Genomic DNA, 25665 nt, shown 5'->3' with positions numbered 1-25665 from the left:
ATTAGTCGTTTTTCTTATGAATCTCCTGCTGCATAAATTCCCCCAGTTTTTTCTGGTAGTACACAGATTCAGTCGCATATTCCGGTACTAATCCCTTTTTCTCAGGGAAAGATTCCATGTGCAAGGTTTGCGTAGGGAAGGCAAATCTAACGCCCAAAGTATTTGCCAGCTTGACTATTTGTATCAATAATTCATGTCTGCAGCGAAGCTCTTCCGGCCAGGTTGGGACTTCGAAAAAGACGTAAAACATGATGTCTTGGCTATAGGCTGAAAGGTTGTTGAAATAAACATTAAAATAATCCTTTCGGGTATTAGGATGTGCTAAGACAATCTCCTTTAATCCTTTGACAAATTCCTCAATCAGCTGTGGAGGAGTATCATAAGTAATGGTTAGAGTAGTATAAAATCTCCTATACTGTCTCAGTCCATGGTTATCCAATACAGCATCTGCAATTTTTCCATTTGGGACATACATCAAGGAATTTCTGAATGTTCTGATTCTGGTAGATCTAAAGCCTACTTCTTCCACTGTACCATCAATATCTCCGGATGTAATCCAGTCGCCCACCTGAAAAGGTTTGTCAATAAATATCATGACTGAACCAAAGAAGTTTTTGATGGTGTCTTGAGCTGCCAGAGCGATTGCCACACCACCGATAGAAAGACCAGTTAGGAATGGGATAATGTCTAGGTTCAGGCCATCTCTGAGGATAAAAAGGGTACCGATGATGACCACAAATGCTTTTAGCGTTTTGCGCATCAGTGGCACTAACTGGTCGTCAAGGGTAGATTCTGTTTTGGTTGCTAGTCTTGCAAAATATACGGCTACCACATTGACCAATTTGTAAAAAATGACCGTGATCAGGAATGGCTTTAAAGTATTCAGGATAATCACAATCCAGGACCATATTTCTACGGGTAACTGTAATACCGGAAGAAACAAGGACAAGACCATTACAATCAGATAGAAGCTAGTCACTCTAGCAACGGGGAGAAGATAATTTTCTCCTAATTTTTGATAACCTACTCTTCTGAAAAAGTAAACCAGCACCTTGTCTACCACGAAAGTGAAGAAGAAATGGGCAACAAATACCAATAAAATCAGGAAGAATATGCCTGTTAATTGCCACAGGTGAAGACCTAAATATTCATCATTTCCTATTTTAGGAAGGAGATTGAGTAATCGGTCCGTCCCATAAGGATAAGTCTGCTGATGGAGATCATCTATCTGACTTACTGTGAAAGATGAAAATTTCCACTGCTTTCCAACTTTCTCCAGGAATACCCCAGGCATTTTTGATTTATCAAAAAAATAAACCGATTCAGGTGCGCCTGAAGTGGTGTCTTGGTAATTAGGTAAGTTTGGGATAGAACTGGTGCGAATAATCACGCCTTTCCCTTCAAAAATCTGCTTTAGCTTGACACTTAATTTTTCATCATCATACTCTTCTTCCAAGCCTGTGAAATCCAAGGCTCTCGAAGCTCTTTCAGGCTTATAGTTGCTCTCCTCTAGATTATAGAAGAAAGTAAGCGTGGTATGATAGGGTGAGCTTAAATTTACCTCTTTGGCGACTGTTTCAACTTTTGGATTATCAGTGATAAGCTGCGCAGAGGCAAATCCAATAAAAAAGAATGTAAAAAGGCAGTTGACTAGAAATTTCTGAAGCATAGGATCTCTAATGATTCCCGCAAAGGTACTCAATTTAGAAGCCTAGGGCAATTTAAAATCAATTAGTCGCTTAATTGATAGGTAGTCAGATAATTCCCGCTGATGGTTCTGATTAAATATTGACCTAGGTTAGCCTGATAGCTGATTTCCAGTTTGCCCAGACTTTCAGGAGGGAGCTGCGTCAAAAGATTTCCGCTCATATCGTAGAGGTAAGAAAACTCCTGCAAGGGATCCGTAATCACTATTATTTTCCTTCCTGATCCAAAATCGAAATATTGGTATTTTAAATTACCTTCTGCAACCCGAACAGAAAAGAGTTCTTCCTCTTCTCGGTTCATCACTTTGATTTGATTGAAGTTTCTGGAAATAATCACAAAATCCATCTCTTGCTGATCTGGTACTAGGACAAAATCATTGTCTTTGTCCTCAATGATCAATTGATTTCTATAGGAGACTTCCCCATCAAAGTTGACATGGATGATTTCTCCATTGGAGGAAATGGCTGAAAGGAAAAAGCCGGCACTTCCTGCAGTTCTATTGTAAACTAAACCTGAACTTAATTCATCTGTAAGCTTGATTGGGCTGCCGCTTTGCTTTTCGCCTCTCCTGTTGAAAAGAAATAGAGATCCAGACTCAGTGCTGGCAACCATGAAGTCTCCCTTACCAGGCACCCTATAGTGAGTAGGAGGGGAAACGGTTTTTCCTCCAATCTGAAGTGGGTTCCAGCCTTCCAGTCTTTCCCCGGTTTTATCCAACAGATACAGGCTTCCCTGTTCTGTACTTAGGAAATATCGATATTCCTTGTTGTTATCGTAGTCTACAAGATTCAGATGTCTTATTTTTTCGGAATTAAACCTGAAAGGATAATTGGGTAAAGGATTACCCAATCGGTCAATTCCATAAATAGCATCAGAGGTAGCTAAAAGGGCTTGAAGTTTTCCGTTTTTGTAATAGTCTATCTGGAAAACATCTGAAACAATAGGTCCGGAGAGCTTTTGATTGTAAACAATTTCGCCGGCAGAATTTATCAGATAGACCACATTTTCCTGATCCTGTACAATTATGTCCTCTGTTCCATCCTGATAATTACTGATAGCCTGGGGCCCGAATATTAATTTGCTGTTAAATGGGATTTTGCTTTCAGCCTTCAAGCTGACCATGGTCTCGGTCTTGATTTCTTTGATGTCAGTGCTAGCTAAAGGCAAAATCAAAGTTGCCCGACGTTCATCTCCTATCTGATTAATTTTAAAACTGACATAGGGGAAGGCCTGAAATGCTGACGCATATTTCTGCAAAAAGGTGCTCCAAGAGGGGTTTGCGAGTTTGGTCCAGGAATCCCAGATTTTTGAGGTCAAATAAATCCTTGAAAAACCGGAAGTTGGACTAAGTGCTTTTTTTGCTTCTGGGGCTCTTTGTTCATTAGCCCAATTGTTTTGGTTTTGGTAATCATCCAAAATCAGCTTCATTGCTTGTTGGGAGTTGGCAAAAATCAAAAGCTCATCTACTTGTGTGATGAAGGTTTGATTGAATCCAAAAAATTTTCCTTTGAAAAGATGAGCAGGAAACTCTTCATCTCCCACATATAGGATTTCCTTATTAGCATAAAAGTCTGTAGTTTGACTCCCTTGTGAATTGACGAAATTTCTGAGAAGATCAAATGCTTGTTGGCTTTCAGAGCTTCGCGCCAATAGCGCCAAGTTTTGACTGGATCCACCAAAGGCCTCCAATTCTAAAAGGTAAAGTTCACCAGTAAAGCTGTCGAGAAAACCACGGTCCACTAAATTTCTTTGTACTTCTGCCAAAAAAGTGGATTTCCCTGAAAAGGCTCTATTTTCCAAAGCCTGCGTCTCAAAAATGCTTTGCAGATTAAACTGGGTCACGGAATAGGTGGCCATGGAAATGGCTTTCTGTATTTCTGTGAGGTTTGCAGAGATTGATGGGGTGAAATTAATATTTTCCTGAAGGAAAATAGGGCCTTCCATCCTGATTTCTCCCTCTTCCAAGGAAATTTCAAGTCCAGTGACTGCTTCTATATTTTGGAGGCTTCTAACTGCAAGGCTTTCCCTTTGATTCCCCACGCCTCTTAATAAACTCCCAAGCCCTTTTCCGCTTACCCATAAGGTTGGTCTGCTTTTAGTGTTTTGCTGGTTTTTTGGGATGAGATCCTGATAGGTTGGAAGTTCTGGGTTAATGAAATTTCGAATGGCTTCTTCTATCAATAAAGAAGACTGTGAGGCAACGATTACCGACCCCAAAAATGAAAAGCTCCAACTGCGCGTATTTTTTTCATCGAAATACTCAATCACAGGTTGATCAGAATAACTTCTGGTACTTAACCTTGCACCTTTTGGAAGCTTTTGAGTAATCTCTTCCTGGAGATTTTGACCAGTTCCTTCTGATGCCTGAAGAGTGAAGAGCAAGTCAAAGTTTTCGGAACCCGTGGGATGATAACTTACCGTGAAAGTATTCTTATTGAGAAGTTGGTTGATTTTTCCACTGTTTCCGGTAAGGCTATCTAAGGTGATTAAGTGAGATGATAGCTTTTGGAAGGCAGGGTAATTTTTGAAAATATTCCAGGAAGGATGAGCGACTAGCTCATTCCAAAAATCTCCTGTTTGTTGCGACTCTAAGACAAAAACTGCATCCTGACTGAGTAGTTCGAGATTACTAATTTTAGAGGAAGAAAAATACTTGGTATAAACCCAATATCCAGCAGCAGCCAGGGTTAAAACAGTAAGGAGAACAAGTAAGCTTTTCCAGATTTTCACTTAGTCGGTTTTAGTCTTCTCTGAAATTAACAAAAATCAGACCCGAGACGCAAGGTATTCCAAGCATCTCGGGTCATTTATTGTGAGTTCAGAAAGAATTACTTGGATAAACCATCCAATACATTCATCACTTCTTTCACGTGACCTCTAGAAGTTTCTAGCAATGCTTTTTCTTCAGCGTTTAGGTCTAGTTCGATCACTTTCTCGATACCATTTTTACCAAGAATTACAGGCACACCTAGGTAGCAGTCATCGATTCCGTATTCACCTTCCAGTTTGATACAAACAGGGAATACTCTTCTTTGATTTTTCAAAATAGCTTCTACCATCTGAGCAGCTGCAGATCCTGGCGCATACCAAGCAGAAGTACCCATCAATTTCACCAATTCTCCACCTCCGAATTTGGTTCTTTCAATGATTGCATCCAGTTTGTCTTTTGCGATCAATTCTGTCACCGGGATACCTGCCACTGTAGTATATCTAGGAAGAGGAACCATGGTATCACCATGACCACCCATCAGAATTGCCTGAATTTCTTTTCCAGAAACGTTCAGTTCATCGGCTAAGAAAGCTCTGTATCTGGCAGTATCCAAGATACCAGCCATACCCATTACCTTGTTTCTTGGAAGTTTTGATGTCAAATGCGCCTGATAAGTCATTACGTCAAGTGGGTTGGATACCACGATAATGATTGCATTCGGAGAATGCTTGATCACATTTTCAGTTACGGATTTTACGATTCCTGCATTGGTCTCGATCAAGTCATCACGAGTCATTCCCGGTTTACGAGGTAGACCAGACGTGATTACAACCACATCAGAATTTGCGGTTTTGCTGTAATCATTAGTGCTTCCTACAGTTCTGGAGTCGTACTGATTGATAGGAGCCTTTTGCCAAATATCCAAGGCCTTGCCTTCAGCAACTCCCTCTTTGATATCTACCAAAACAATTTCTTCAGCGATTTCTCGATAGGCTAATACGTCAGCGCAGGTTGCTCCTACGTTACCAGCCCCTACTACGGTTACTTTGCTCATGATATATTGATTTTTTTATTGATAAAGCCTTTAAAAAGCGGCGCTAAGTTATTAAACAATGAACGGATTAGAAACCCTCAGGCCAATACTTTGTTTATCGGCTTTCTGAAGGGATAAATTAATGGTTAAGCTTTTAGATTTTCTGAAAGGATTTCCAAATTCAATCAAGCTTGGATGATTTTCCTCAAGGATCAATTTCCTAATTGATTATTCTCATTCAAACATCTGCCTCAAGCTGAAGAAGCCAAACGATTCTCTGTAGGACCTGAATAGCCTCTGATTGTTTTCGTTGTAATATTCTGCCAATGATGTCATCATTTTAGCTTTGATTTTTGGATTGGAATCGAAGATTTCCTGGATAGCAAAATGAGGAATCACGATCAGATCTGCTTCATCGGATGATACGATGGCTGTATAGGTTCTTTTTGCATTTTCCAAAAGAGAATTCTCCCCGAAGGCTTCTCCTTTGTTAATTTCCAAAATTGACTCAAAATTATCCTTGATATCAATGGTTAGGATTACCTGACCTTTTTTCACCAGATATAAAGCCTGACTCGGATCCTTGCTGAAAAATATCACTTCGTCTTTGGCATATTTTCTCTGATGCATAGCGGGAAGAAAACGAGCCATTTCCTTATTTCTCAGACGCTCAAAAAACTTGATCATCCGCAGGAAATCAAAAGTTTTCTGATCTTCCTCTGTATAAGTTTTAGAAAATGGGTTCAGCATCAGGATAAATGTTTGATGTAATAAATTTTTCTGGTGGAGGCATCACACTTAGCCCAGTCGGCAATTCTGTAACCGATTACCCATGCGATTTTTCCGTTGGAGATCAATACCTTCACTTTGGATTTTTCTGCCAGAGATACTTTCAAATCTATCAAAAAGTCTGAGATTTTCTTGCTGTTTTTCATTCCTAATGGAATAAATCGATCTCCCAATTCCCAGCTTCTGATTTCCAGTGGAAAATCCAATTTTTCAAAATCCAACATGGCATTTTCCCTCAATGTATCCATCCTTGAGCCAGTATCCATCTTGATCAACTCGTAGCGGTCTTCTTCGATAGTTAAACCAATATCATCTCTGTTGATCTCAATAGGATCGAAGTTTTGATGCTTAGGACTTAAAATAACTTCCTCTCGGTCAATACTTGCTTGGTAAGCTCCAGTTTCAAAGATTTTTCCTGCTTGAGGATTACTACAAGCATCAACTATTCCTTCAGCCTGATCTGAATTAAACCCAAATGGTTTGAGCCAGTGAAAAACCAAAGAAACTGCACCAGGGGTGTTTTGAATGGCATGAAATGGTAGAAATTGGTAATCCCCATCAACTCGGATTTGATCCTTTTTCCAGTTTTCAAAAAGATGATTAAAAGCTTTGGCAGAGTCCTTTAGTCTTACAAAGCTGCCCAATATATTTTTCCGGGCATCACTGGCTACTTCATATAAAGCAGGCAAGGCTTCCAATCTCAATTTATTTCGCTTGTAATCTGTTTTGAGATTTGAGCTATCCTCTCTCCAGCTTATTCCGTTTTCTTTTGCATAATTCTCGATTTCGCCTCTGCTAAATGGAAGTAGAGGACGTATGAGTAAGCCTTTTCTGTCGGCCATACCCTGTATGCCTTCCATGCCGGTTCCTCTTAAAAGGTTTAAAAAAATGGTTTCCAGTTGATCATCCTCCTGATGAGCCAATATGATTCCGGAAAGTTTTCTTTCAGTATTCAGCTTTTCGAACCAAGCGTATCGAATTTCCCTGGCAGCCATCTGAATTGAAATCTTCTTTTCCTCTGCCACCGCCATTGCATCAGCATGGTGGTTGTGAAGGCGAAGCTGATTTTTCTCTGCCCATTTTTTTACAAATTCTTCGTCCCCGTCGCTCTCATGACTTCTTAATCCAAAATTGACATGGGCAACTTCAAACTGAATATCCGATTTGAGCAATAAATCCCCCAATACCATGCTGTCTATTCCTCCGCTGCAGGCAAAAAGATAGCTGAAGTTCTCATCTAAAAGAGACTTTTGGCGTATATGCTCTTTAAAAGCTGTAATCATTGATCAAAAATAGCTTTTTCTACTAATTTTGCCCACTTGAATTCATCAATGAAAAAATCCCCGTTCAGTTTCCTTTCCGTTTTGATTTTCACCCTTTGGACTTTTTCGTCTTTTGGGCAGGGAACCAATACGCTGGAAATTTTGAAAGCTGACTCCCTAAAAGGTGCAAATGGTTTCGAAAGATTGCTGGGGTCTGTTCGGATGAAGAATCAGAATACACTAATTTCCTGTGACTCGGCTCATTTTTTCAGAACGAGCAACATGGCAAAACTTTATGGAAGAGTTTTGATAGAGGATCAGGAAGATCCGGTCACCACCCGAAGTACTTATGCTGAATACGATGGAAATACTAAGTTGGCCAAGCTGAGAAATAAGGTGGTTTTCACCAATGGAGAAACCACGCTTTACACAGATTATCTCAACTACGATAGAGCTCAAAATATAGCCACTTATTTCAACAAAGGGAAGGTGGTAGACTCGACCAACGTACTGACCAGTGAAAGAGGTAGGTATGAAGTGAATCGGGAACGTATCACTTTTTTGGATAAGGTGGTCTTAGTGAATCCAGATTACACCATGAAAACTGAATATCTGGTGTATCTGACAATCCCCAAAACTGCAGAGACCAAAGGGTTGACTAACCTGGTATCAAAAGAAGGTAATACGCTGGATGCTCAGAAAGGGAGTTTTTATGACACTCAAAATAAGAATTTCCGATTTTTTGACGGGGTAGTGGAGACTGAGACTAGTAGAGTGAAAGCGGAAGAGCTTTTGTACAAAGAGCTGGAAGCGTATTATGAAGGAAAAGAGAATGTCCGAGTTTTTAACAAGGAAAGGCAAGTTGAGATTTTTGGGGATGTAGGCCAATATTGGGAGGATAGAGGATATAGCTTGGTGCATGGTAAAGCTTTGGTAAGAAGATACTTCGAAAAAGATACGCTTTATTTAACTGCAGATACCTTGATTTCTCAGGATCATGAGTCGGATTCTGCAAAGTATTTATTGGCTTTTCATTCTATAAATTTAATCAAAGCCGACCTGTCCGGGATTGCGGATTCTTTGGTTTATAATTACAATGATTCCACCATTCAACTGTTTCAAGACCCAGTCATATGGAATCAAAAAAGCCAGATTTCTGCTGATTCTATGGTTTTTTATATTGAAAATGAAGAGTTGAAACGGGTCTTTATGAAGGAAAAGGCTTTTGCCATAATGACTGATACTTTGACAAACTTCAATCAAATGAAAGGCAGGAAGATGACTGGCTTTTTTGAGGAAGGGCAAATCAGTAAACTGAATATTGAAGGGAATGGAGAGTCATTATATTTTGCGCTGGAGGGCGATACTTTGACTCAGGGTGTCAACCGAACCTTGTCAGCCACTATTGAATTAAAGTTCAAAGAAGGAGCAATTAAGCGTGTGAAGTATGATATTAAGCCTGATGGGCGTTTTATTCCAGTGCAAAAATTGGATGAAAAGAGCTCAAGACTCGATGGCTTTTTATGGAGGTTGGAGGAAAAACCAGTTTTGGATTCAATTTTCGCTTGGAGACCGGTAATTGAAATCGATCCTAATCAAAAAAATCTTTTTAATGAACCTAATGCGGAAATCAGGATGCCGACCGAAGAGGAAATACAAAAATCACTGGAAAAAAGAGGTTTGAATAAGAAAAAACCTGTTTTAACACCTCTGAAGACTAAGAACAACTGAGGTAACGAATAAGTCTAAAAAATATTTTAAGGAGGTTAACAACAATTAACCCAAATTTTTTACCGAAAGACTATCCTCGACATAAATTTGTACGTATATTCATTGAAGTATAAACAACTCAAGGGCTTATCGATTAAAACTTTACATGAAGAATTTTCTCAAACTTTTCGCGTGGCTAGTGCTTGCGTTTCCGCTATTTTCGGAAGCTCAGCAAGTTCATGTGCTTAGTGAAAGTTTGGATTTTTCAGGCTCTATAGGCACTTCCCAAAGAAAAACTGTAATTCTTCAAAATGAATCCGATAAGACAAAAACCTTTTTCTTGAAAAATTTGGTTGGAAATATCGGTTCCTCTCAAAAAATGAAAGTTTGTATAGGGGAGCAGTGTTATGATGCCAAAAGAGATTTGGCTAAAATCAAATTAACTCTTAAGCCTGGTGAAATTGTGACAGATTTTTACCTGGATTTTGAAATGGGAATTGCTGAAACGAGAGGTTCTTTCGATTTGGTTTTTGTCAATGTAGATAATTTGAGAGAATCTTTCTTGGTGGAAGCAGAATATAATGTCAACAATCCTAATAAAAAGGCAGATGGCTTTGATTATGAGGATTTGACCCTTTCAGATGTATATCCTAATCCGAGCAATCGTATCGCACAGCTGGATTACGATATCAAGAATGAAAAAGCGAAAGCAAAAATTACAATTAACAGCTTTATCGGAAATCCAGTAGCTGAATATGAGTTAGATCCGGAAAGAAACACCCTGGTCATCAATGTTTCTGACTTCAATCCCGGAGTTTATTTCTACACTCTTTTTGTAAACAATAAAAATATTGTGACCAAAAAGCTCGTTGTGAAGAAGTAATTTAGATCCCATCCTATCCATTTGAATACCAATTAATATCCCGTATATTTGCGGTCTTGAAAATGAACATGCGCTTACAGTACCTTAATCTTCTTCTAGTAATCCTTTTATTAGGCTCATGCGGCCCTTTCAGCAAGTTGGAAAAAAGTACCAACTGGGAAGAGCTCTACAACGGAGCAAATAAATATTATCAGGAGGGAGAATATAATAAAGCAATCATCTTGTATGACAAGGTTTTACCGGTGATTCGTGGAAGTGAAAAAGCCGAATTGGCTGATTACAACTATGCAAACTGTCACTTCAAAACCAAAAGGTATATTGAGGCAGCAGGGTATTTCAATAATTTCTATAGAACATACAATCGAAGCCCTTTAGCAGAAGAGGCTTTGTTTATGCATGCGTATTCTCTCTATCTAGATGCTCCTGATTATAATCTGGATCAGCAAAGCAGCAGAGAGGCCGTAGCTGCCATTCAGCAGTTTGTGACCAGATTCCCTGGATCGGCTAGTTATGAAAGAGCTATAGAAATGCTTCAGGATTTGGAGCGGAGATTTGAAGAAAAAGCCTATCAAGAGGCTTCTATGTATTACAGATTAAAGGATGGGCTTTATCCTGGAGATTTTTACCGGGCTTGCATCATCAACTTTCAGAATTTTGCCAAGGACTATCCTGAAAGTAAATACAATGAAGAGTTAGCTTACAAATTGGTGGAGGTGAGCTCTGGATATGCTGAAAACAGTATTTTCAACAAAAAAGAGGAAAGATTGAATGATGCTATCAAGTTTGCATCCAATTTTTACCGCAGATACCCTGAGAGTAAATTTACCGCGCAGGTTAAAAACATAGAGACTGAAACTCGTCAGGAATTGGAGTCTCATCTCAAAAGGAAAAAAGAATTAGCTGAGAGGGCTGCCGAGGCTGAAAAAGCTAACGCAACTGCAGAAGTAGCTCAGATAAATAAAATTGATAATTAATTAAATTGATATAAAATGGCTACAAACCCATCCATCATCACAAGAGATTTGGATAAGGTTGCTGATCACACTGGCAACATTTACGAATCAATCCATATTATTGGACAGCGTGCTAAGCAGATTTCTACCAATTTGAAGGAAGAGTTGAATAACAAACTTTCCGAATTCGCATCTACGGTAGATAACTTAGAAGAAGTATTCGAAAACAAGGAGCAGATCGAAATCTCCAAGTTTTATGAAAGAATGCCTAAGCCGTCAACTCTTGCTATGGAAGAGTTTATGGAGAAAAAGGTGTTTTACAGATTCCCAGAGCAGGAAGAAGGCCAATAAAAATGAGCCTTAAAGGAAAGCGAATCATACTTGGCGTAACCGGTAGTATTGCCGCATACAAGTCTGCTTTTCTAACCCGCTTATTAGTCAAAGAAGGAGCAGAAGTGCAAATCATCATGAGCGCTTCTGCTCTTGATTTTATTACCCCATTGACATTATCTACCTTATCCAAGAGGCCTGTTTTACATCAATTCCAAAAAGATGAAACCGGCGAATGGAATAATCATGTTGACTTGGGGCTTTGGGCAGATTTAATTTTAGTTGCACCGATTAGTGCCAATACCTTAGCAAAGTTTGCTAACGGGATCTGTGACAACCTACTCACTGCTGTTTATTTATCTGCAAAATGTCCTGTTATGGTTGCCCCAGCCATGGATTTGGACATGTATCAACATCCATCGGTGCAAAAAAACATTCAAACACTCTCCAATTTTGGAAATTATATTTTGGAGGCGGAGTCGGGAGAATTGGCAAGCGGTCTTTCCGGTCAGGGAAGAATGATGGAGCCAGAACACATTTTGGAGGAACTTTTTAAATTCTTTCAAAAAAAAAATGATTTTTTAGGGAAAAAGGTCCTGATTACTATGGGACCTACTCAAGAAGCGATAGATCCAGTAAGGTATATCAGCAATCATTCCAGCGGCAAAATGGGATACGCCCTCGCAGAATCTTTTAAAAATAGAGGCGCTGATGTTTATGTGGTTTCAGGGCCAGTTTCAATTCCTATAGAAAAAGAGAAGTTCCAATGGGTCGATGTCAAATCAGCTCAAGAAATGTATGATGCAGCAAAATCTTTTCACACTGATTGTGATTATGCAGTTTTTACAGCAGCAGTAGCTGACTATGGACCTGCTGAAGTAGCCCCTGAAAAAATTAAGAAGAACGATTCTCAAATGAGTATTCAACTCAAAAAAAATGTGGATATCGCTCAATCATTAGGTGCAAATAAAAACCTTAATCAAATCCACGTTGGGTTTGCCTTGGAGACAGAGAATGAGTCAGAAAATGCTCAGGCTAAATTGAAAAAGAAAAACTTTGACCTCATTGTTCTCAATTCTATGAAAGAAAAAGGGGCAGGTTTTCGTTTAGATACCAACAAGGTTACCATTTTCACCAACAAAGCAGAAAAAATAGAATCTCCACTGGCTCCAAAAACTGAAATCGCAGAGTTTATTCTGGATGAAATCAAAAAATTGGAGCTTTGGGAAGAAGCCTGATAAATTCACTTATTTTTAGAGGAATGAAAAAACTGCTCTTCGCTATTCTTTTTTTAGGACTTGGATTGAGAGTTTCTGCTCAGGAACTCAATTTTACCGTTATCATTAACAGTGATCGGGCGAGGATACAGAATACCAATATTTTTGATCAGATGAAAACTTCTTTTGAGCAGTTTCTCAATGGGAGATCTTGGACTTCGGATGAATTTAGACCTGAAGAAAGAATTAAAGGAAACCTATTGATTACCATTAATGAGGTGCCTCAGGTTGGTATTTATTCAGCAACTGTTCAGATTCAAACTGTCCGACCCATCTATGGGACCGATTATGAAAGTTTGGTATTCAACTTTGCCGACAGAAATTGGAATTTTGAATTTATAGAGTCCCAGCCACTGGAGTTCAACCGTTTTACCTTTTTGAATAATATCAGTTCTCTTTTGGCATTCTATGCCAATATCGCTTTAGGATTGGATTATGATACCTTCGAAAATAAGGGGGGAGATCCATTTTTTGCGATTGCCAATGATATAGTAAACAATGCCCAGCAATCTGGTCGTGCAGGCTGGGTTCAAAGTACATCAGACCGTAGAAATCGCTATTGGTTGATCAATGATATTTACACTTCATCCGTTTTTTCCTCAATCAGAGAGGCTTATTATCTCTATCACCGACAGGGTTTGGATATTTTACAGATTGAGCCCGATCAAGCCTACAAAAACATTTTGGAGGCCATCAAACTGGTTGCGAATGCAAACAAAACTCAGCCCAATGGGATTTTCACTATATCATTTATGGATGCCAAAAGTGACGAGATTTCTAACGTGTTGAAGAATGCTCCGCTGGAAATTCGGACCGAAGCGGTGGAGTTGCTGCTTCAGGTGGATCCAAATAATGCCAGAAAGTACAATGAGCTGCTGAAAAGCTAAGCCTCTTTTTTTAGCTTTGTAATATTACAAAAAGTCATGCTAAAATCACTGAGTATTTCCAATTATGCCTTGATGGATGAGTTGCAAATGCAACCTAGCTCTGCCTTGAGCATGATTACGGGTGAGACTGGCGCTGGTAAATCAATTATGCTGGGTGCGGTGGGCTTGCTTTTGGGGAAAAGAGCTGATACCAAAGTGCTGTTGCATGAGGATAAAAAATGCATCATTGAAGGGATTTTTGAAATAGGTAATTATGGCTTAAATGCTTTTTTCGAAGCCCAAGAACTGGATTTTGATCATCAATGCATCATCCGAAGAGAAATCTCTCCTAGTGGTAAATCCAGATCCTTTATCAACGATACTCCTGTGCTTTTGGACGTTCTTAAGGAGCTAGGAGTAAAATTAATGGATGTTCATTCGCAACATGACACACTCCAACTCGCAGACGGTAACTATCAGCTGGGATTAGTGGATGCCTTTGCGCAAAGCTCGGGTGAACTCGAATCCTATAAAAAAGCCTTCCAACACTACAGAAGTATCAAGAAGGCCTTTGAGAAACTTCAAAAAGAGGCGGCAGATCTACAAAAGGAGGCTGACTTCAATCAATTTTTATTGGATGAATTGAGCGTACTGACCTTGCAAAAGGGCGAGCAGGAGGAGCTGGAATCCAGCCAGGAGATCCTTGAAAATGCGGAAGATATCAAGCTTCGAATCAATGAGATGTTGAATCTTTTTCACGAAGATCAAGTCGGCTTGATTCAGGGCTTGGGACAAGTGCAACAGGGACTACAGTCCTTGGCTCGTTTGGCTCATAAATTTTCCGGAATTCAGGAAAGATTTCAGGAGGCCTATATAGAAATGAAGGACCTTGCTGAGACTTTGGCCGATGAAGAAAGCAAAGTGGAGATTGATTTCGAAAAGCTGGAAGAGATTAGAGAAAGGTTAAGTAAGATTTACCAACTGCAAAAGAAGCATGGAGTAAATTCTGTAGAAGAGCTGATTCGAATTGAAAGCGAATTGGCTGACAAAGTTTTTCAGTTTCAGAATCTCGATGAGAATTTGGCTGAGGCAGAAAAGAAGCTCAAGCTATCTGAAAAAGAAATGCTGGACGCCGGAATGCTTTTGAGCGAAAAAAGAAAATCTTGTTTTAAGGCATTTGAATCCTCTTTGCAAGGGCTTTTGGGGGATTTGGGAATGGAGAATGCCAAAATTCAAATAGAACAAAAGAGTATACCTCCATCTGCCAGTGGATTGGATGAAATTGAGTTGTTATTTACTGCAAATAAAGGCTCCCAACCTCAAGCATTGAAAAAGGTGGCCTCGGGAGGGGAGTTCTCAAGATTGCTTTTTGGAATCAAGTACCTGATGGCTGATAAAATGGCTTTGCCTACTTTAATTTTTGATGAAATTGACACAGGGATTTCGGGAGAAGTTGCCTTGCAGATGGTAAGGATGATGAAAGAAATTTCCAAGAGGCACCAAGTGATCTGCATTACTCATTTACCACAAGTAGCGGCAAAAGGAGATAGACATTATTTTGTTTTCAAGGATAATCAATCTGAACGCACAGTCAGCAAAATCAAATTATTAAATGATTCGGAGCGGGTCGAAGAACTCGCAAAAATGATTGCCGGATCCAATCCTTCCTCCTCTGCAGTAGAGAGTGCTCGAGAGCTCTTGTTGAATTAAGGCGGCTATTCCCGGAAAATTCCTATTTTTACAGCGTATTTTTGACATCAATCAAAAGCTATATGCCAGAAAATTTGCTAAAAGGAAAAGTAGGGATCATCACTGGTGCCTTAGACGAAAACTCAATTGCCTGGAAAACAGCACTCAAGGCTAAAGAACAAGGTGCAAAGTTCGTGTTGACAAATGCTCCAATCGCCATGCGTATGGGAGCTATTAATGAGCTTGCAAAGGAATGTGACACAATTGTAATTCCGGCTGATGCCACTGTGGTGGAGGATATCGAGAAATTGTACACTGAAGCCAAGGAGTTTTTAGGAGCTGATTTTGACTTCCTCTTGCATTCAATAGGAATGTCGCCTAACATCAGAAAGGGACGCTCTTACGGTGAGCTGAATTACGATTGGCTGAATAAGTCCTACGACGTTTCTGCTATCTCATTTCATAAAATGATGCATGTGGCAGAGAAAATGGATGTGATGAAGGAGTGGGGTTCAATTGTAGGTTTGTCCTATATCGCCGCTCAAAGAGTATTCCCATTTTACACTGATATGGCAGATGCGAAAGCCTTATTGGAAAGCATAGCAAGAGGTTATGGCTATAGATTTGGAAAGCTTAAGAAAGTGAGAGTGAATACTATTTCCCAATCTCCAACCAAAACCACGGCAGGTACTGGAATTGGAGGGTTTGACTCTTTCTTCAATTTTGCAGAGGCCTTATCTCCACTAGGAAATGCATCTGCGGATGCCTGTGCAGATTACATCGTGACCATGTTCTCTGATTTGACTAAAATGGTGACTATGCAAAACCTGTTTCATGATGGAGGATATTCTTTCACGGGAATTTCTGAGGATATCATGGAAAAGTTTAAAGACTTATAATTCTTTCTGATTCTCCACAATCATGCCAGTTGCCTTATTTTCTTTGCTTGACTGGTTGGAAGACCGATGACCGAAGACCCAGCCACGGCCTTTAGGTTTGCAAAGTAGAATTATTTGAGAAAATCAGAGCTAATATCTTTACGATTATTAAGTGACTCAGATATTGAATAAATTGAAAAAGAATGGGGTGAACTTTCGCCACGGCTAGGCTAGCGACCTCTTGCCAGTATCAGTCCCCATTCTTAGTTGAGTTGCCAGTAACCAGTTAGAATTTTAGGCTTTAGGCCTGTTAAAGGTTTTAGTTTCCGCAACTCTCATTTGTTAAACTTCAATGTCTAAATTATGAAATTCAAATCAATTATTGGAGTCGATGTAAGTAAATCTACACTTGATGCTTATCTGAAGATCAACCAATGCCACGCAGTCTTTGAAAATAATGAGAAAGGTTACCAGGAGCTGGTGGAATGGGTAATGGAAAACTCTGGGTTAATACTCGCAGAAGAACTGCTTTTCGGATTTGAATCCACTGGGATTTATTCTTCAGAACTTGCTTTGTTTCTTGAAAAAAGCACTCCCTACCATTTTATATCATCTCAGGACTTGAATTAAAGCGATCCTTGGGAATAAGAAGAGGTAAGTCAGACAAGGCAGACTCTAAAGACATAGCTGAATATCTTTATGAAAAGCAGGAGAAGATTATCCCCACTGTTCTTCCCAAAAAGGTCATCCAGGATCTCAAAAAGCTGTTTAATTACAGAGAGCGACTTGTAAAAGACAGAGCAGCTTACATCACCCGTATCAAAGAATATGAAGCTGTAGTTTCAGAAATCAAATTAAAAGTCTATCAAAAATCCAATACCGAAGTGATCGCTTGTTTGGATAAGCAGATCCAAACCGTGGAGAAAGAAATAGACAAACTTTTACGCAAAGATGAACTGTTAATGAACCAATATAAGCTGATTAACTCTATCAAGGGCATAGGCCCACAGACAGCTGTTGCACTTATCGTCTTAACAGAAGGGTTTACCCTATTCGATAGCTGGAGAAAGTTTGCCAGTTATGCAGGAACAGCACCGTTTCCCAACCAGTCAGGTACATCCTATCGAGGGAGAACCAAAATCAGTCCGCTGGCGAATAAGAGAATTAAAACACTGCTGACATTATGTGCAGGCACAGCCATCCAATACAGCACTGAGATGAAGACCTATTACAAGAGAAGAACCGGTGAAGGGAAAAGCAAAATGAGCACACTTAATATTATCAGAAATAAACTTATTGCAAGGGCTTTTGCTGTTGTCAACCGAAATTCCAGCTATGTAGACATATTAAAATATGCCGCATGAAAAAAAACTGAAAATCTTCTTGCTTAAACCTTAGAATACTGGCAGGCGAAGCTTCCAGATTCTGATCCTTCTACCGGATAATAAGCCGTATTTTTGTCAATACTGGTAAGAAAGCGGATATCCAAATAATTCTTTAAGGAATATTTATAAAGGCTCTGTTCATTCAGGGCCTTTTTCATTTCTGCTTATCCCAAATCCATTTTATGATTTGGCTTTTTACCTTATCTTATTGCACCTTATCAAGCACCAACCGTATGTTAAAGAAAATTTTATTAGCTGTAATCTGCTTGACTGCAACGATTCAGCTGTCAGCACAAATTCAACCTGCCCCGGATAGGGGAGAAGGAGATGGTCCATATGACAAGTTAATTTTAAGAGGAGTCGTTTTAATCGATGGCACAGGAGCGCCACCTACGGGTCCAGTGGATATTGTAATTGAAAAAAATATCATTACCCGCATCCAGAATGTAGGTTACCCAGGATTACCAATTAATGAGTCTAGAAGGCCTCAAGCTGATGAAAAAACCAAGGTGTTGGATTTGGAAGGTCATTACTTGCTTCCAGGATTCATTGATATGCATGCGCATATTGGAGGTACCGGACAAGGCACACCTGCAGAGTATGTCTATAAATTATGGATGGCTCACGGCGTCACTACTGTTCGTGACCCTTCTGCCGGGAATGGATTAGACTGGGTACTAAGTCAGAAAAACAGGTCTGCGAAAAACCAGATTACTGCGCCTAGGATTTTAGCATATACAGCTTTTGGGCAGGGTTCTGAAAGCCCTATTACTACAGCGGATCAAGCCAAAGCTTGGGTGAATCAAAATAAAGCGAAAGGTGCGGATGGGATCAAATTTTTCGGAGCAAAGCCGGAAGTCATGGAGGCTGCTATTTCTGAGAATAAGAGAATTGGTTTACGATCAGCAATGCATCATCAACAACTGGATGTCGCCAGATGGAATGTTTTGAATTCCGCCAGAGCAGGATTGACCTCTATGGAGCATTGGTATGGATTACCAGAGGCTTTGTTTCAGGACAGAACTATCCAGGATTTTAGACTGGATTACAATTACCAGAATGAGCAGCATCGATTTGCTGAGGCAGGCAAGCTTTGGAAGCAAGCAGCACCTCCATATTCCGATCATTGGAATAATGTCATGAATGAATTATTGGAACTGGACTTCACATTAGATCCTACTTTCAATATTTATGAAGCTAATAGAGACCTGATGAGGGCTCGGACTGCCGAATGGCATGAAGTATATACTTTGCCTTCACTATGGCGATTCTACGCCCCTAGCAGGCAGTCTCACGGCTCTTATTGGTTTGATTGGACAACAGAGGAAGAGTTGCAATGGAAAGAAAATTATCGCCTCTGGATGACTTTTGTTAATGAGTATAAAAACAGAGGAGGAAGAGTGACCACTGGCTCTGATTCAGGTTTTATTTACCAGTTATATGGCTTCGCTTATATCAGAGAAATGGAGCTCCTCAGGGAAGCAGGTTTCCATCCATTGGAAGTTATTCGATCGGCCACTATGTATGGAGCAGAGGCTTTGGGGCTTGAAAAGACGCTTGGCACTGTGGAAGTAGGGAAATTAGCAGATATGGTGATCGTGGAGGAAAATCCATTACAAAATCTGAAAGTACTCTATGGAACGGGAGCTATCAGGATTGATGAAAATAATAAACCAATTCGGGTAGGTGGCGTAAAATACACCATCAAGGATGGGATTGTATACGATGCCAAGCAACTTCTTGCTGATGTGAAGAAAATGGTGGAGGAAGCCAAAGAGAAAGAAAATACTTCGCTAAAGCAACCAGGCTTGGATTGGTAATAGGTAAATAAGCAAATGGGAATAGGATTTAGAGACTTTTTCTATTCTCATTTTTTTATTTTTCTAAAGTTTATTCCTTAAAAGCAATTAGCTATGCCTACAATTACGGTAAATGGAGTAAGGCTCTTTTATGAGGAAAAAGGTAGTGGAAAAGAAACCCTGGTTTTCTCTCATGGTCTACTTTGGAGTCATCATATGTTTAGGGAGCAAATCGCTCATTTTTCGAAAAGATATCGGGTGATTGCTTATGATCATAGAGGTCAAGGACAAAGTGAGACTAAGGCTCCATACGATATGGAGACGGTTGCGAATGATGCGGCTGAATTGATTCAAAATCTAGGTTATGGACCAGTTCACTTTGTTGGATTATCCATGGGAGGTTTTGTAGGTATGAGACTTGCTTCCCGTCATCCTCAATTAATAAAAAGCTTAATATTATTGGAAACCTCTGCAAATGCAGAACCAGTTGAAAACCTCCCAAAGTATAAAACCCTAAATGGAATAGTGAAATGGCTGGGAGTAATCCCGCCCGTAGCCAATAAGGTAATGCCAATCATGTTTGCGGGATCTTGGCTGGCCAAAGAAAGTAATCAGGCCGAAGTTAAGTATTGGAAAAAGCAATTGATGGCTAATAAAAGAGCTATCACAGGACCTGTTGAAGGAGTCATCTATAGAAAAGGAGTGGAGTCTGAGCTTGCTGATATCAAATGCCCTACGATGATCATAGTTGGCGATGAAGACGTCGCCACTAAACCGGAAAAAGCGAAATTTATCCAAATGGGAATTGAAAAGGCTGAACTACATATGATTACTGGGGCAGGGCATAGTAGCTGTATCGAAAAACCAGAAGAAGTCAATAGGTTAATTGAAGAGTGGCTCTTGGAAAGGAAATAAAAAAAGCCCCGAAGGGCTTTTTTTATTGTTTTTGAAATACTCTTACGTAATCTACAATCATATGCTGAGGAAAGGTGGTCGTGGCATTGGGAGACCCAGGCCAATTTCCGCCCACAGCGACATTCATGATAAAGAAAAAGCTTCTTCTAAACTCATCTAATTCGGCTGGAGTCGTATCGATTACGTGATACTGTTGATTGTCTAAAAACCATTTGATGGAAGTAGCATCCCATTCGATAGAATAAACATGGAACTCGTCTGCCAATGTGCCATTGCTTTTGGTTTTTTTGCCACTGAATTCAGCATGAGAGCCATTATTTGACCAGTGAACTGTCCCATGAACAGTATTTTCACGGCCTTGCCCACCTACCATCTCCATGATGTCTATCTCTCCACAAGCTGGCCAACCCTCAGTTTGAAAGTTTGAACCAAGCATCCAGACGGCAGGCCACAATCCTTGTCCTCTTGGCATAACTGCCCGAACGTCTATCCTGCCATATCTAAATTGCTTCTTATTCATAGAAACAATTCTAGAAGAGGTGTATTTCCTGCTCCCAAAATCTTCCTCTTTAGCGGTAATGATCAAATGTCCGTCCTGAAAACTGGTATTTTGAGATCTGTAGTATTGGAGCTCATTGTTTCCCCAACCATTCTGTCCGGTACCTGTTTCATGAGACCAATTTGCCGCGTCCAAAGAACTTCCATTGAAATCATCTTCCCAGACCAAAGTCATTCCTGTATAGGAATTCGGGGAAGTGTACCCAGTAGATGGAATTGGAACTTTAGCTACTCCATTACCCGGATTGGGTCCATCTCCTCCATCAGAAGAACAGGAAATAAATCCTGCTGTTAGCATTAAAATGCAAAAAAAATGAATTGTCTTTTTCATCCTCACCCTTTTTAAATAAGAAATGTCTGCTGCATTTACGTAGCAGCAGACATTCTCAATTTATAATTATTCAGATACTAATCTGAATGTCCACCAAGCACCGCCTCCAACTTCAATGTGAAGAGTCATTTTCTTCTTACCACCTTCTTCAGTAAGGCTTGCTACCTTATAAGTGATTTCATCAGGTACACCTACTGAAGGTAATTCCGCTCCATTGACAACTTTCGCAAGTGCAACGTGACCACCCTTACCAATGATTTTTAGGTTGCCGCCAGCAAACTCATAGGTGTATGAGCCTTTTCCATCATGAGGAGCTATTGGTGCTCCACAAGCATCAGCAGCTACTCCTTGCCAAGCTTCCAACCAAGTTTGAGAGCCCATATCCATAGTGAATGTTCCGTCAGCATTGAAAGTGTAAACATCATCGAAGAAACATGCTCTCGCTGTTACATCACCGGCTCCATTAGCCCAATAATCTGATGCGCCTTCAGAGGATCCTACAGCCAATGCGCCAGCTACTGGTTCCATTTTCCAGTTTCCAACAACAGAATTAGCAGTTGCGGGAGTTCCGGAGATTAATCTGAAATCCCACCAAACTCCACTGCCGGCCTCGATTCTCAAGGTCATTCTTCTGATTCCATTGCTTTCTGTTTGTTCAACGATTGTATATGCAATTTCATCTGCGATAGCAACACCATTAGAGATTTCACCTGCATTATTCACTTTGGAAAGACCAACATGTGCTCCTTTACCTACTAGTGTAAGGGCAGTAGAGGTGTAGGTGTAAGAGTAAGTTCCTTTTCCATCGAATGGTGCTTTTGGCGCGCCGCATCCATCATTGGCAACTCCTTGCCATTGCTCTAACCAAGTTTGAGCTCCCATATCGATTTCAAATGAGCCGTCAGCATTGAAAGTGTAGACGTCATCGAAGAAACATGCTCTTGCTGTTACTTCACCTGCTCCACTAGTCCACCACTGACCATCGCCAGGAGCTGGACCAACTTTCATGGCTCCAGCTACTGGTTCCATTGTCCAAGCGCCTGTGATATCAAAGGCTGGCTTTAAGGAAGCAACTGTAAATGATCTATTAGCGGCCGTGGAATTTCCGTTTGTATCGGTAACCACTGCATCAAAGTTGTAATCCCCAGCAGGGAAACCACCGGAAATCACTAAATCGATAACTTGATTATCACCTGTTAAAGCTTCTGTTCCGGATGCTACTGTAGCCCCGCCGCTAGTAATTGTATAAGTAAGGTCTCTTAATGCACTAATTGTGCTCCCCTCAACACCGTCAGAAACCGTGATTTTAATTTTGAAATCCTGTCCTTCTGTCGTACCGCTAGTAATGCTACCTAGTGTTATGGTAGGTGGAGTGTCGATCACATCCACATCCGCAAAGCCATTGTCGCATGATGAAATAGCCATCACGGACAATAGAATCAATGTTAAATTGAGTAATACTTTTTTCATGGGTCTATTTTTTTGACCTAATGTCTATTTTTTGCTTTGTGAATGCAAAAAAAGGAATGCTACAACATTTCATCTGTGAGAATTTTTCAATACATCAAAAATTCATCAAATTTTAAAAAATCTTGCTATTTGACTTTAATTTAAGGATTTTGGCTGAAATTTATTTTCGCAATCTACCCAAAATGCCTTCTCAATGTCTTTTTCCTTTCAAAATAGAGTTAAGCAAGTCGGTTTATATTGCTTGCTGAGCCTTATTGCCTTGCTTTTTACGGATAATCACCTTTTTGGACAGGAAAATAATTCTTTCAAGGGCCTTCCTTTTATTTCAAATTACGGGCCAGAAACCTATAAAGCTGGTATCCAAAATTGGGATATCATTCAAGATGATAAAGGACTGATTTATGTAGCCAATAATATGGGTTTACTTGTCTTTGATGGAAGGGCTTGGACTCGTTATGGATTAAATAATACCAAGGTAAGGTCTGCCCATTTCGGAAAAGATGGGAAAATTTATGTAGGAAGCCAGGCTGATTTTGGTTTCATAACACCAGATCAAAGGGGGCAGTTGCTATATACTTCTCTGGCAGATAGTTTGCCGGATGAAGTTCGAGACTTTGATGAAACTTGGAAGGTTTATGAAATAGAAGATAAAATATACTTCTGTACGTTTAAGCGGATCTATGTTTATGATGGAAATTCAATTGATATTATTCAACCTGATAGCAGGTTGGAAATATCTTTTCAGGTAGATAACCTGCTCTATACTTTTCAAATGGAAAGTGGCTTATCTGTTTTGAAAGGGACTCAATTCGAATTGGTGAGAAATGGGGATTTTTTTAAAGAAAAGCGAATTGCCAATGTCCTGAATTATGAAAAGGGTAGCTTATTAATTGCAACAGTAGAATATGGTGCTTTTTTATATAATAATGGATCAATCAATCCATTTCAATTTAAAGGTGATTTTTGGAGAAATGATTACCTGATCAATTATAGCACCCGCCTGAGAAATGGGAATATCGCTATTGGAACTCAGAACGCAGGTTTGTTTATCGTTGAAAAAAATGGAGAACTGGTTCTTCATTTAGATAAGGAGTCAGGCCTGATGGATCTGACAATCAATTATATCTACGAGGACATTAACGGTGGGCTTTGGCTGGCAATGAATAATGGAGTAGCAAGGGTAGACTTAAATTCTCCTTTTACTTTCATTGATGATAGAATGGGCCTTTCGGGGTCTGGTTACACTGCTTTGTTACAAGATGATGTAGTTTACCTGGGGACAAATAATGGTCTTTTCAAGTGGGAAAATGGAAAGATAAATTTTGTTGGTGGAACATCGGGGCAAGTTTATACCATTCAGGAGCTAAACGGGAAAGTGTTAGTGGGACATCATAACGGTACTTTTATCGTAGAGGGAGGGAAAGCCAGAAAGGTCTTTGACGAAAATGGGGCTTGGACTTTTAAGTCTCCGCCTGGTCAGCCCAATTTGGTGATCCAGGGAAATTACACCGGCCTTTTCTTGTTTGAATGGAAAAATGGAAGCTTAGAGTTTAAGCAAAAAATTAAGGGATTTAGCGAATCTTCAAGAATCCTTGAGTTTGATGGAGATAAACTTTGGATTGCCCACGGGTATAAAGGTGTATTTAAACTGGAATTCAATGAGAACTTCACCGAGGTAATTTCCAGTAAGAGATACGATAGTAGAAGTGGATTTCCTTCAGATGTATTAATAAATGTGTTCAAGATTTCGAACCAATTGATTTTTACTGCCGACAGAGGATTTTATAGATTTAATGAGACCGAGGATAAATTTGAACCCAGTGTAGAGTACGGAGATGTGTTGACCAAACAGGCAACTATGGTCGATATGGAATCTGATGAATTGGGTAACATCTATTATATAGAACAGAATAAACTCGGTGTCTTAAAACTCCAAGCCAACAATAAGTTTGAAAATCACAGTTCTTCCTTCAATAAAATCAGAAGTTATTGGAATGATGATTTAGCTAATGTAATTGTACTGGATAACCACAATATATTGATTGGAGGAAAGCAGGGATTTATTCATTACAGCCCTGAAAAAGATATTCCAAGGACAGTTCAGCCAAAAATATTATTCAAAGAAATTATCAATTCCGGTAAAAAGGACTCCTTGATATTTTCAGGACATGAAAATGACAAGCATCCACTTGAAGCGATTCAGGATCAGAAATTTAAATACAGTCAAAACTCCTTTTCTTTCGAATTTGTATCACCGCATTATGAAAGTGGAAGAGAGGTGCTTTATCAATATAAGCTCGAAAACTACGATGAAAACTGGTCGGCTTGGGGCTACGAAAACAAAAAGGAGTATACCAACCTAAGGGAGGGGACTTATCATTTTGTAGTAAGAGCCAAAAATATTTTTGAGGAACCCACGGAGGAAATCAGATTCAGTTTCACGGTAGCTCCTCCATTTTACAGATCCGTTTTGGCCTATCTCTTTTACACTTTTGGAACAATTTTCCTGCTATATCTGGCATTCAGATGGTTGGATAAAAAGCATAAAGAAGAAACCCTATTATTGGAACAAGAGCAAAATCAAGCCTTGAAAAAGAAGGATTCTGAAATCAAATCCATTACTCAAAGAACGGAAGAAGAGATCGTGAAGCTAAAAAATGAGAAGCTTCAAAATGAAATCGAATATAAAAATCAAGAGCTGACTTCTTCGGCTATGCATTTGATCCAAAAAAACCAGTTGCTGTCTAACATCAAAAACACCTTGAAAAATATTACCAAGGATGAAAAAAGCCGACAACTGAATTCACAACTTCTAAAATTGATCAAGTCAATTGATAAGGATTTAGAGACCGGAGATGAATGGACTCAATTTTCGGAAAACTTTGATCAGGTTCATGGAAACTTTATTACTAGGCTTAAAGAAAAATATCCCGACATGACTCCGCAGGAAATCAAGTTTGCTGCCTATATCAGAATGAATCTGAACACCAAAGAGATTGCTAACCTCTTGGGCATCTCTGTGCGAGGGGTAGAAATAGGCAGGTATAGAGTTAGAAAAAAATTGGGATTGGAAAGAAAGGATAACCTAAGCGATTTTTTACTTCGCTTTTAACAGCTGAA

The 25665-nt window shown here is 39.7% G+C and carries 20 protein-coding genes; 13 read left to right on the top strand and 7 right to left on the bottom strand.

All coding sequences use genetic code 11. The annotated features are described in order from the left end of the window. Position 1: 1 nt before the first annotated feature. The 5 genes from GYM62_RS14020 to tilS all read right to left on the bottom strand — a co-directional run bounded on the left by GYM62_RS14020 (position 2) and on the right by tilS (position 7522). Positions 2-1669 carry a mechanosensitive ion channel family protein gene (locus tag GYM62_RS14020; RefSeq protein ID WP_219956892.1) on the bottom strand — a complete coding sequence of 556 codons (1668 nt, stop codon included), beginning with the start codon at positions 1667-1669 and terminating at the stop codon, positions 2-4. A 62-nt stretch (positions 1670-1731) separates the two neighbouring features. Next, entirely contained in the window at positions 1732-4437 is a 2706-nt protein-coding gene (locus GYM62_RS14015) for a hypothetical protein (RefSeq protein ID WP_219956891.1), read from the bottom strand. A gap of 98 nt (positions 4438-4535) precedes the next feature. Further along, positions 4536-5471: a malate dehydrogenase gene (gene mdh, locus GYM62_RS14010; RefSeq protein WP_219956890.1), complete on the bottom strand. Its 936-nt coding sequence runs from the start codon at positions 5469-5471 to the stop codon at positions 4536-4538. A 213-nt stretch (positions 5472-5684) separates the two neighbouring features. Continuing rightward, complete coding sequence (locus GYM62_RS14005; RefSeq protein ID WP_219956889.1) at positions 5685-6200, bottom strand: Crp/Fnr family transcriptional regulator; 516 nt, start codon at positions 6198-6200, stop codon at positions 5685-5687. Further along, positions 6200-7522 carry a tRNA lysidine(34) synthetase TilS gene (gene tilS, locus GYM62_RS14000; RefSeq protein WP_219956888.1) on the bottom strand — a complete coding sequence of 441 codons (1323 nt, stop codon included), beginning with the start codon at positions 7520-7522 and terminating at the stop codon, positions 6200-6202. The genes GYM62_RS14005 and tilS overlap by 1 nt, the downstream gene beginning before the upstream one ends. Positions 7523-7570: 48 nt before the next feature. On the opposite strand from tilS, the gene GYM62_RS13995 reads away from it, so the two are divergent. The 12 genes from GYM62_RS13995 to GYM62_RS13945 all read left to right on the top strand — a co-directional run bounded on the left by GYM62_RS13995 (position 7571) and on the right by GYM62_RS13945 (position 20186). Next, a complete protein-coding gene (locus GYM62_RS13995; protein ID WP_219956887.1) occupies positions 7571-9232 on the top strand; it encodes an OstA-like protein in 1662 nt (553 codons plus the stop codon). Positions 9233-9377: 145 nt separating this feature from the next. Then, positions 9378-10094 carry a T9SS type A sorting domain-containing protein gene (locus GYM62_RS13990; protein WP_091652931.1) on the top strand — a complete coding sequence of 239 codons (717 nt, stop codon included), beginning with the start codon at positions 9378-9380 and terminating at the stop codon, positions 10092-10094. A gap of 62 nt (positions 10095-10156) precedes the next feature. After that, positions 10157-11068, top strand: a complete 912-nt coding sequence (locus GYM62_RS13985; RefSeq protein ID WP_370627633.1) for an outer membrane protein assembly factor BamD — start codon at positions 10157-10159, stop codon at positions 11066-11068. A 15-nt stretch (positions 11069-11083) separates the two neighbouring features. Continuing rightward, a complete protein-coding gene (locus tag GYM62_RS13980; protein ID WP_091652937.1) occupies positions 11084-11398 on the top strand; it encodes a DNA-directed RNA polymerase subunit omega in 315 nt (104 codons plus the stop codon). A gap of 2 nt (positions 11399-11400) precedes the next feature. Beyond that, on the top strand, positions 11401-12615 hold the full coding sequence (coaBC, locus tag GYM62_RS13975) for a bifunctional phosphopantothenoylcysteine decarboxylase/phosphopantothenate--cysteine ligase CoaBC (RefSeq protein WP_219956885.1): 1215 nt from the start codon (positions 11401-11403) through the stop codon (positions 12613-12615). A gap of 23 nt (positions 12616-12638) precedes the next feature. Next, complete coding sequence (locus GYM62_RS13970; RefSeq protein ID WP_091652943.1) at positions 12639-13541, top strand: DUF4835 family protein; 903 nt, start codon at positions 12639-12641, stop codon at positions 13539-13541. Positions 13542-13577: 36 nt separating this feature from the next. Further along, positions 13578-15230: a DNA repair protein RecN gene (recN, locus tag GYM62_RS13965; protein ID WP_219956884.1), complete on the top strand. Its 1653-nt coding sequence runs from the start codon at positions 13578-13580 to the stop codon at positions 15228-15230. Between the two features lie 62 nt (positions 15231-15292). Further along, on the top strand, positions 15293-16108 hold the full coding sequence (locus GYM62_RS13960; protein WP_091652950.1) for an enoyl-ACP reductase: 816 nt from the start codon (positions 15293-15295) through the stop codon (positions 16106-16108). Positions 16109-16450: 342 nt separating this feature from the next. Next, positions 16451-16717: a hypothetical protein gene (locus tag GYM62_RS21060; RefSeq protein ID WP_255590386.1), complete on the top strand. Its 267-nt coding sequence runs from the start codon at positions 16451-16453 to the stop codon at positions 16715-16717. Between the two features lie 8 nt (positions 16718-16725). Further along, complete coding sequence (locus tag GYM62_RS13955; protein ID WP_255590385.1) at positions 16726-17451, top strand: transposase; 726 nt, start codon at positions 16726-16728, stop codon at positions 17449-17451. 254 nt (positions 17452-17705) lie between these two features. Continuing rightward, on the top strand, positions 17706-19292 hold the full coding sequence (locus tag GYM62_RS13950; RefSeq protein ID WP_219956883.1) for an amidohydrolase family protein: 1587 nt from the start codon (positions 17706-17708) through the stop codon (positions 19290-19292). A gap of 93 nt (positions 19293-19385) precedes the next feature. Continuing rightward, a complete protein-coding gene (locus GYM62_RS13945; RefSeq protein WP_219956882.1) occupies positions 19386-20186 on the top strand; it encodes an alpha/beta fold hydrolase in 801 nt (266 codons plus the stop codon). 22 nt (positions 20187-20208) lie between these two features. Here the strand turns inward: GYM62_RS13945 and GYM62_RS13940 are convergent, their stop codons facing one another. Further along, entirely contained in the window at positions 20209-21075 is an 867-nt protein-coding gene (locus GYM62_RS13940) for a family 16 glycosylhydrolase (RefSeq protein ID WP_219956881.1), read from the bottom strand. A 66-nt stretch (positions 21076-21141) separates the two neighbouring features. Next, positions 21142-22545, bottom strand: a complete 1404-nt coding sequence (locus GYM62_RS13935; RefSeq protein ID WP_139217465.1) for a hypothetical protein — start codon at positions 22543-22545, stop codon at positions 21142-21144. A 193-nt stretch (positions 22546-22738) separates the two neighbouring features. Between GYM62_RS13935 and GYM62_RS13930 the strand changes: the two genes are divergently transcribed. Next, positions 22739-25657, top strand: a complete 2919-nt coding sequence (locus GYM62_RS13930) for a triple tyrosine motif-containing protein (RefSeq protein WP_219956880.1) — start codon at positions 22739-22741, stop codon at positions 25655-25657. Positions 25658-25665 lie beyond the last annotated feature (8 nt).

Origin of the sequence: Algoriphagus sp. NBT04N3, from assembly GCF_019443765.1 — a bacterium.
Lineage (GTDB): Bacteria > Bacteroidota > Bacteroidia > Cytophagales > Cyclobacteriaceae > Algoriphagus > Algoriphagus ornithinivorans.
Note: the sequence above shows the minus strand (reverse complement) of the source record. Positions and strands in the feature narration are given on the sequence as shown.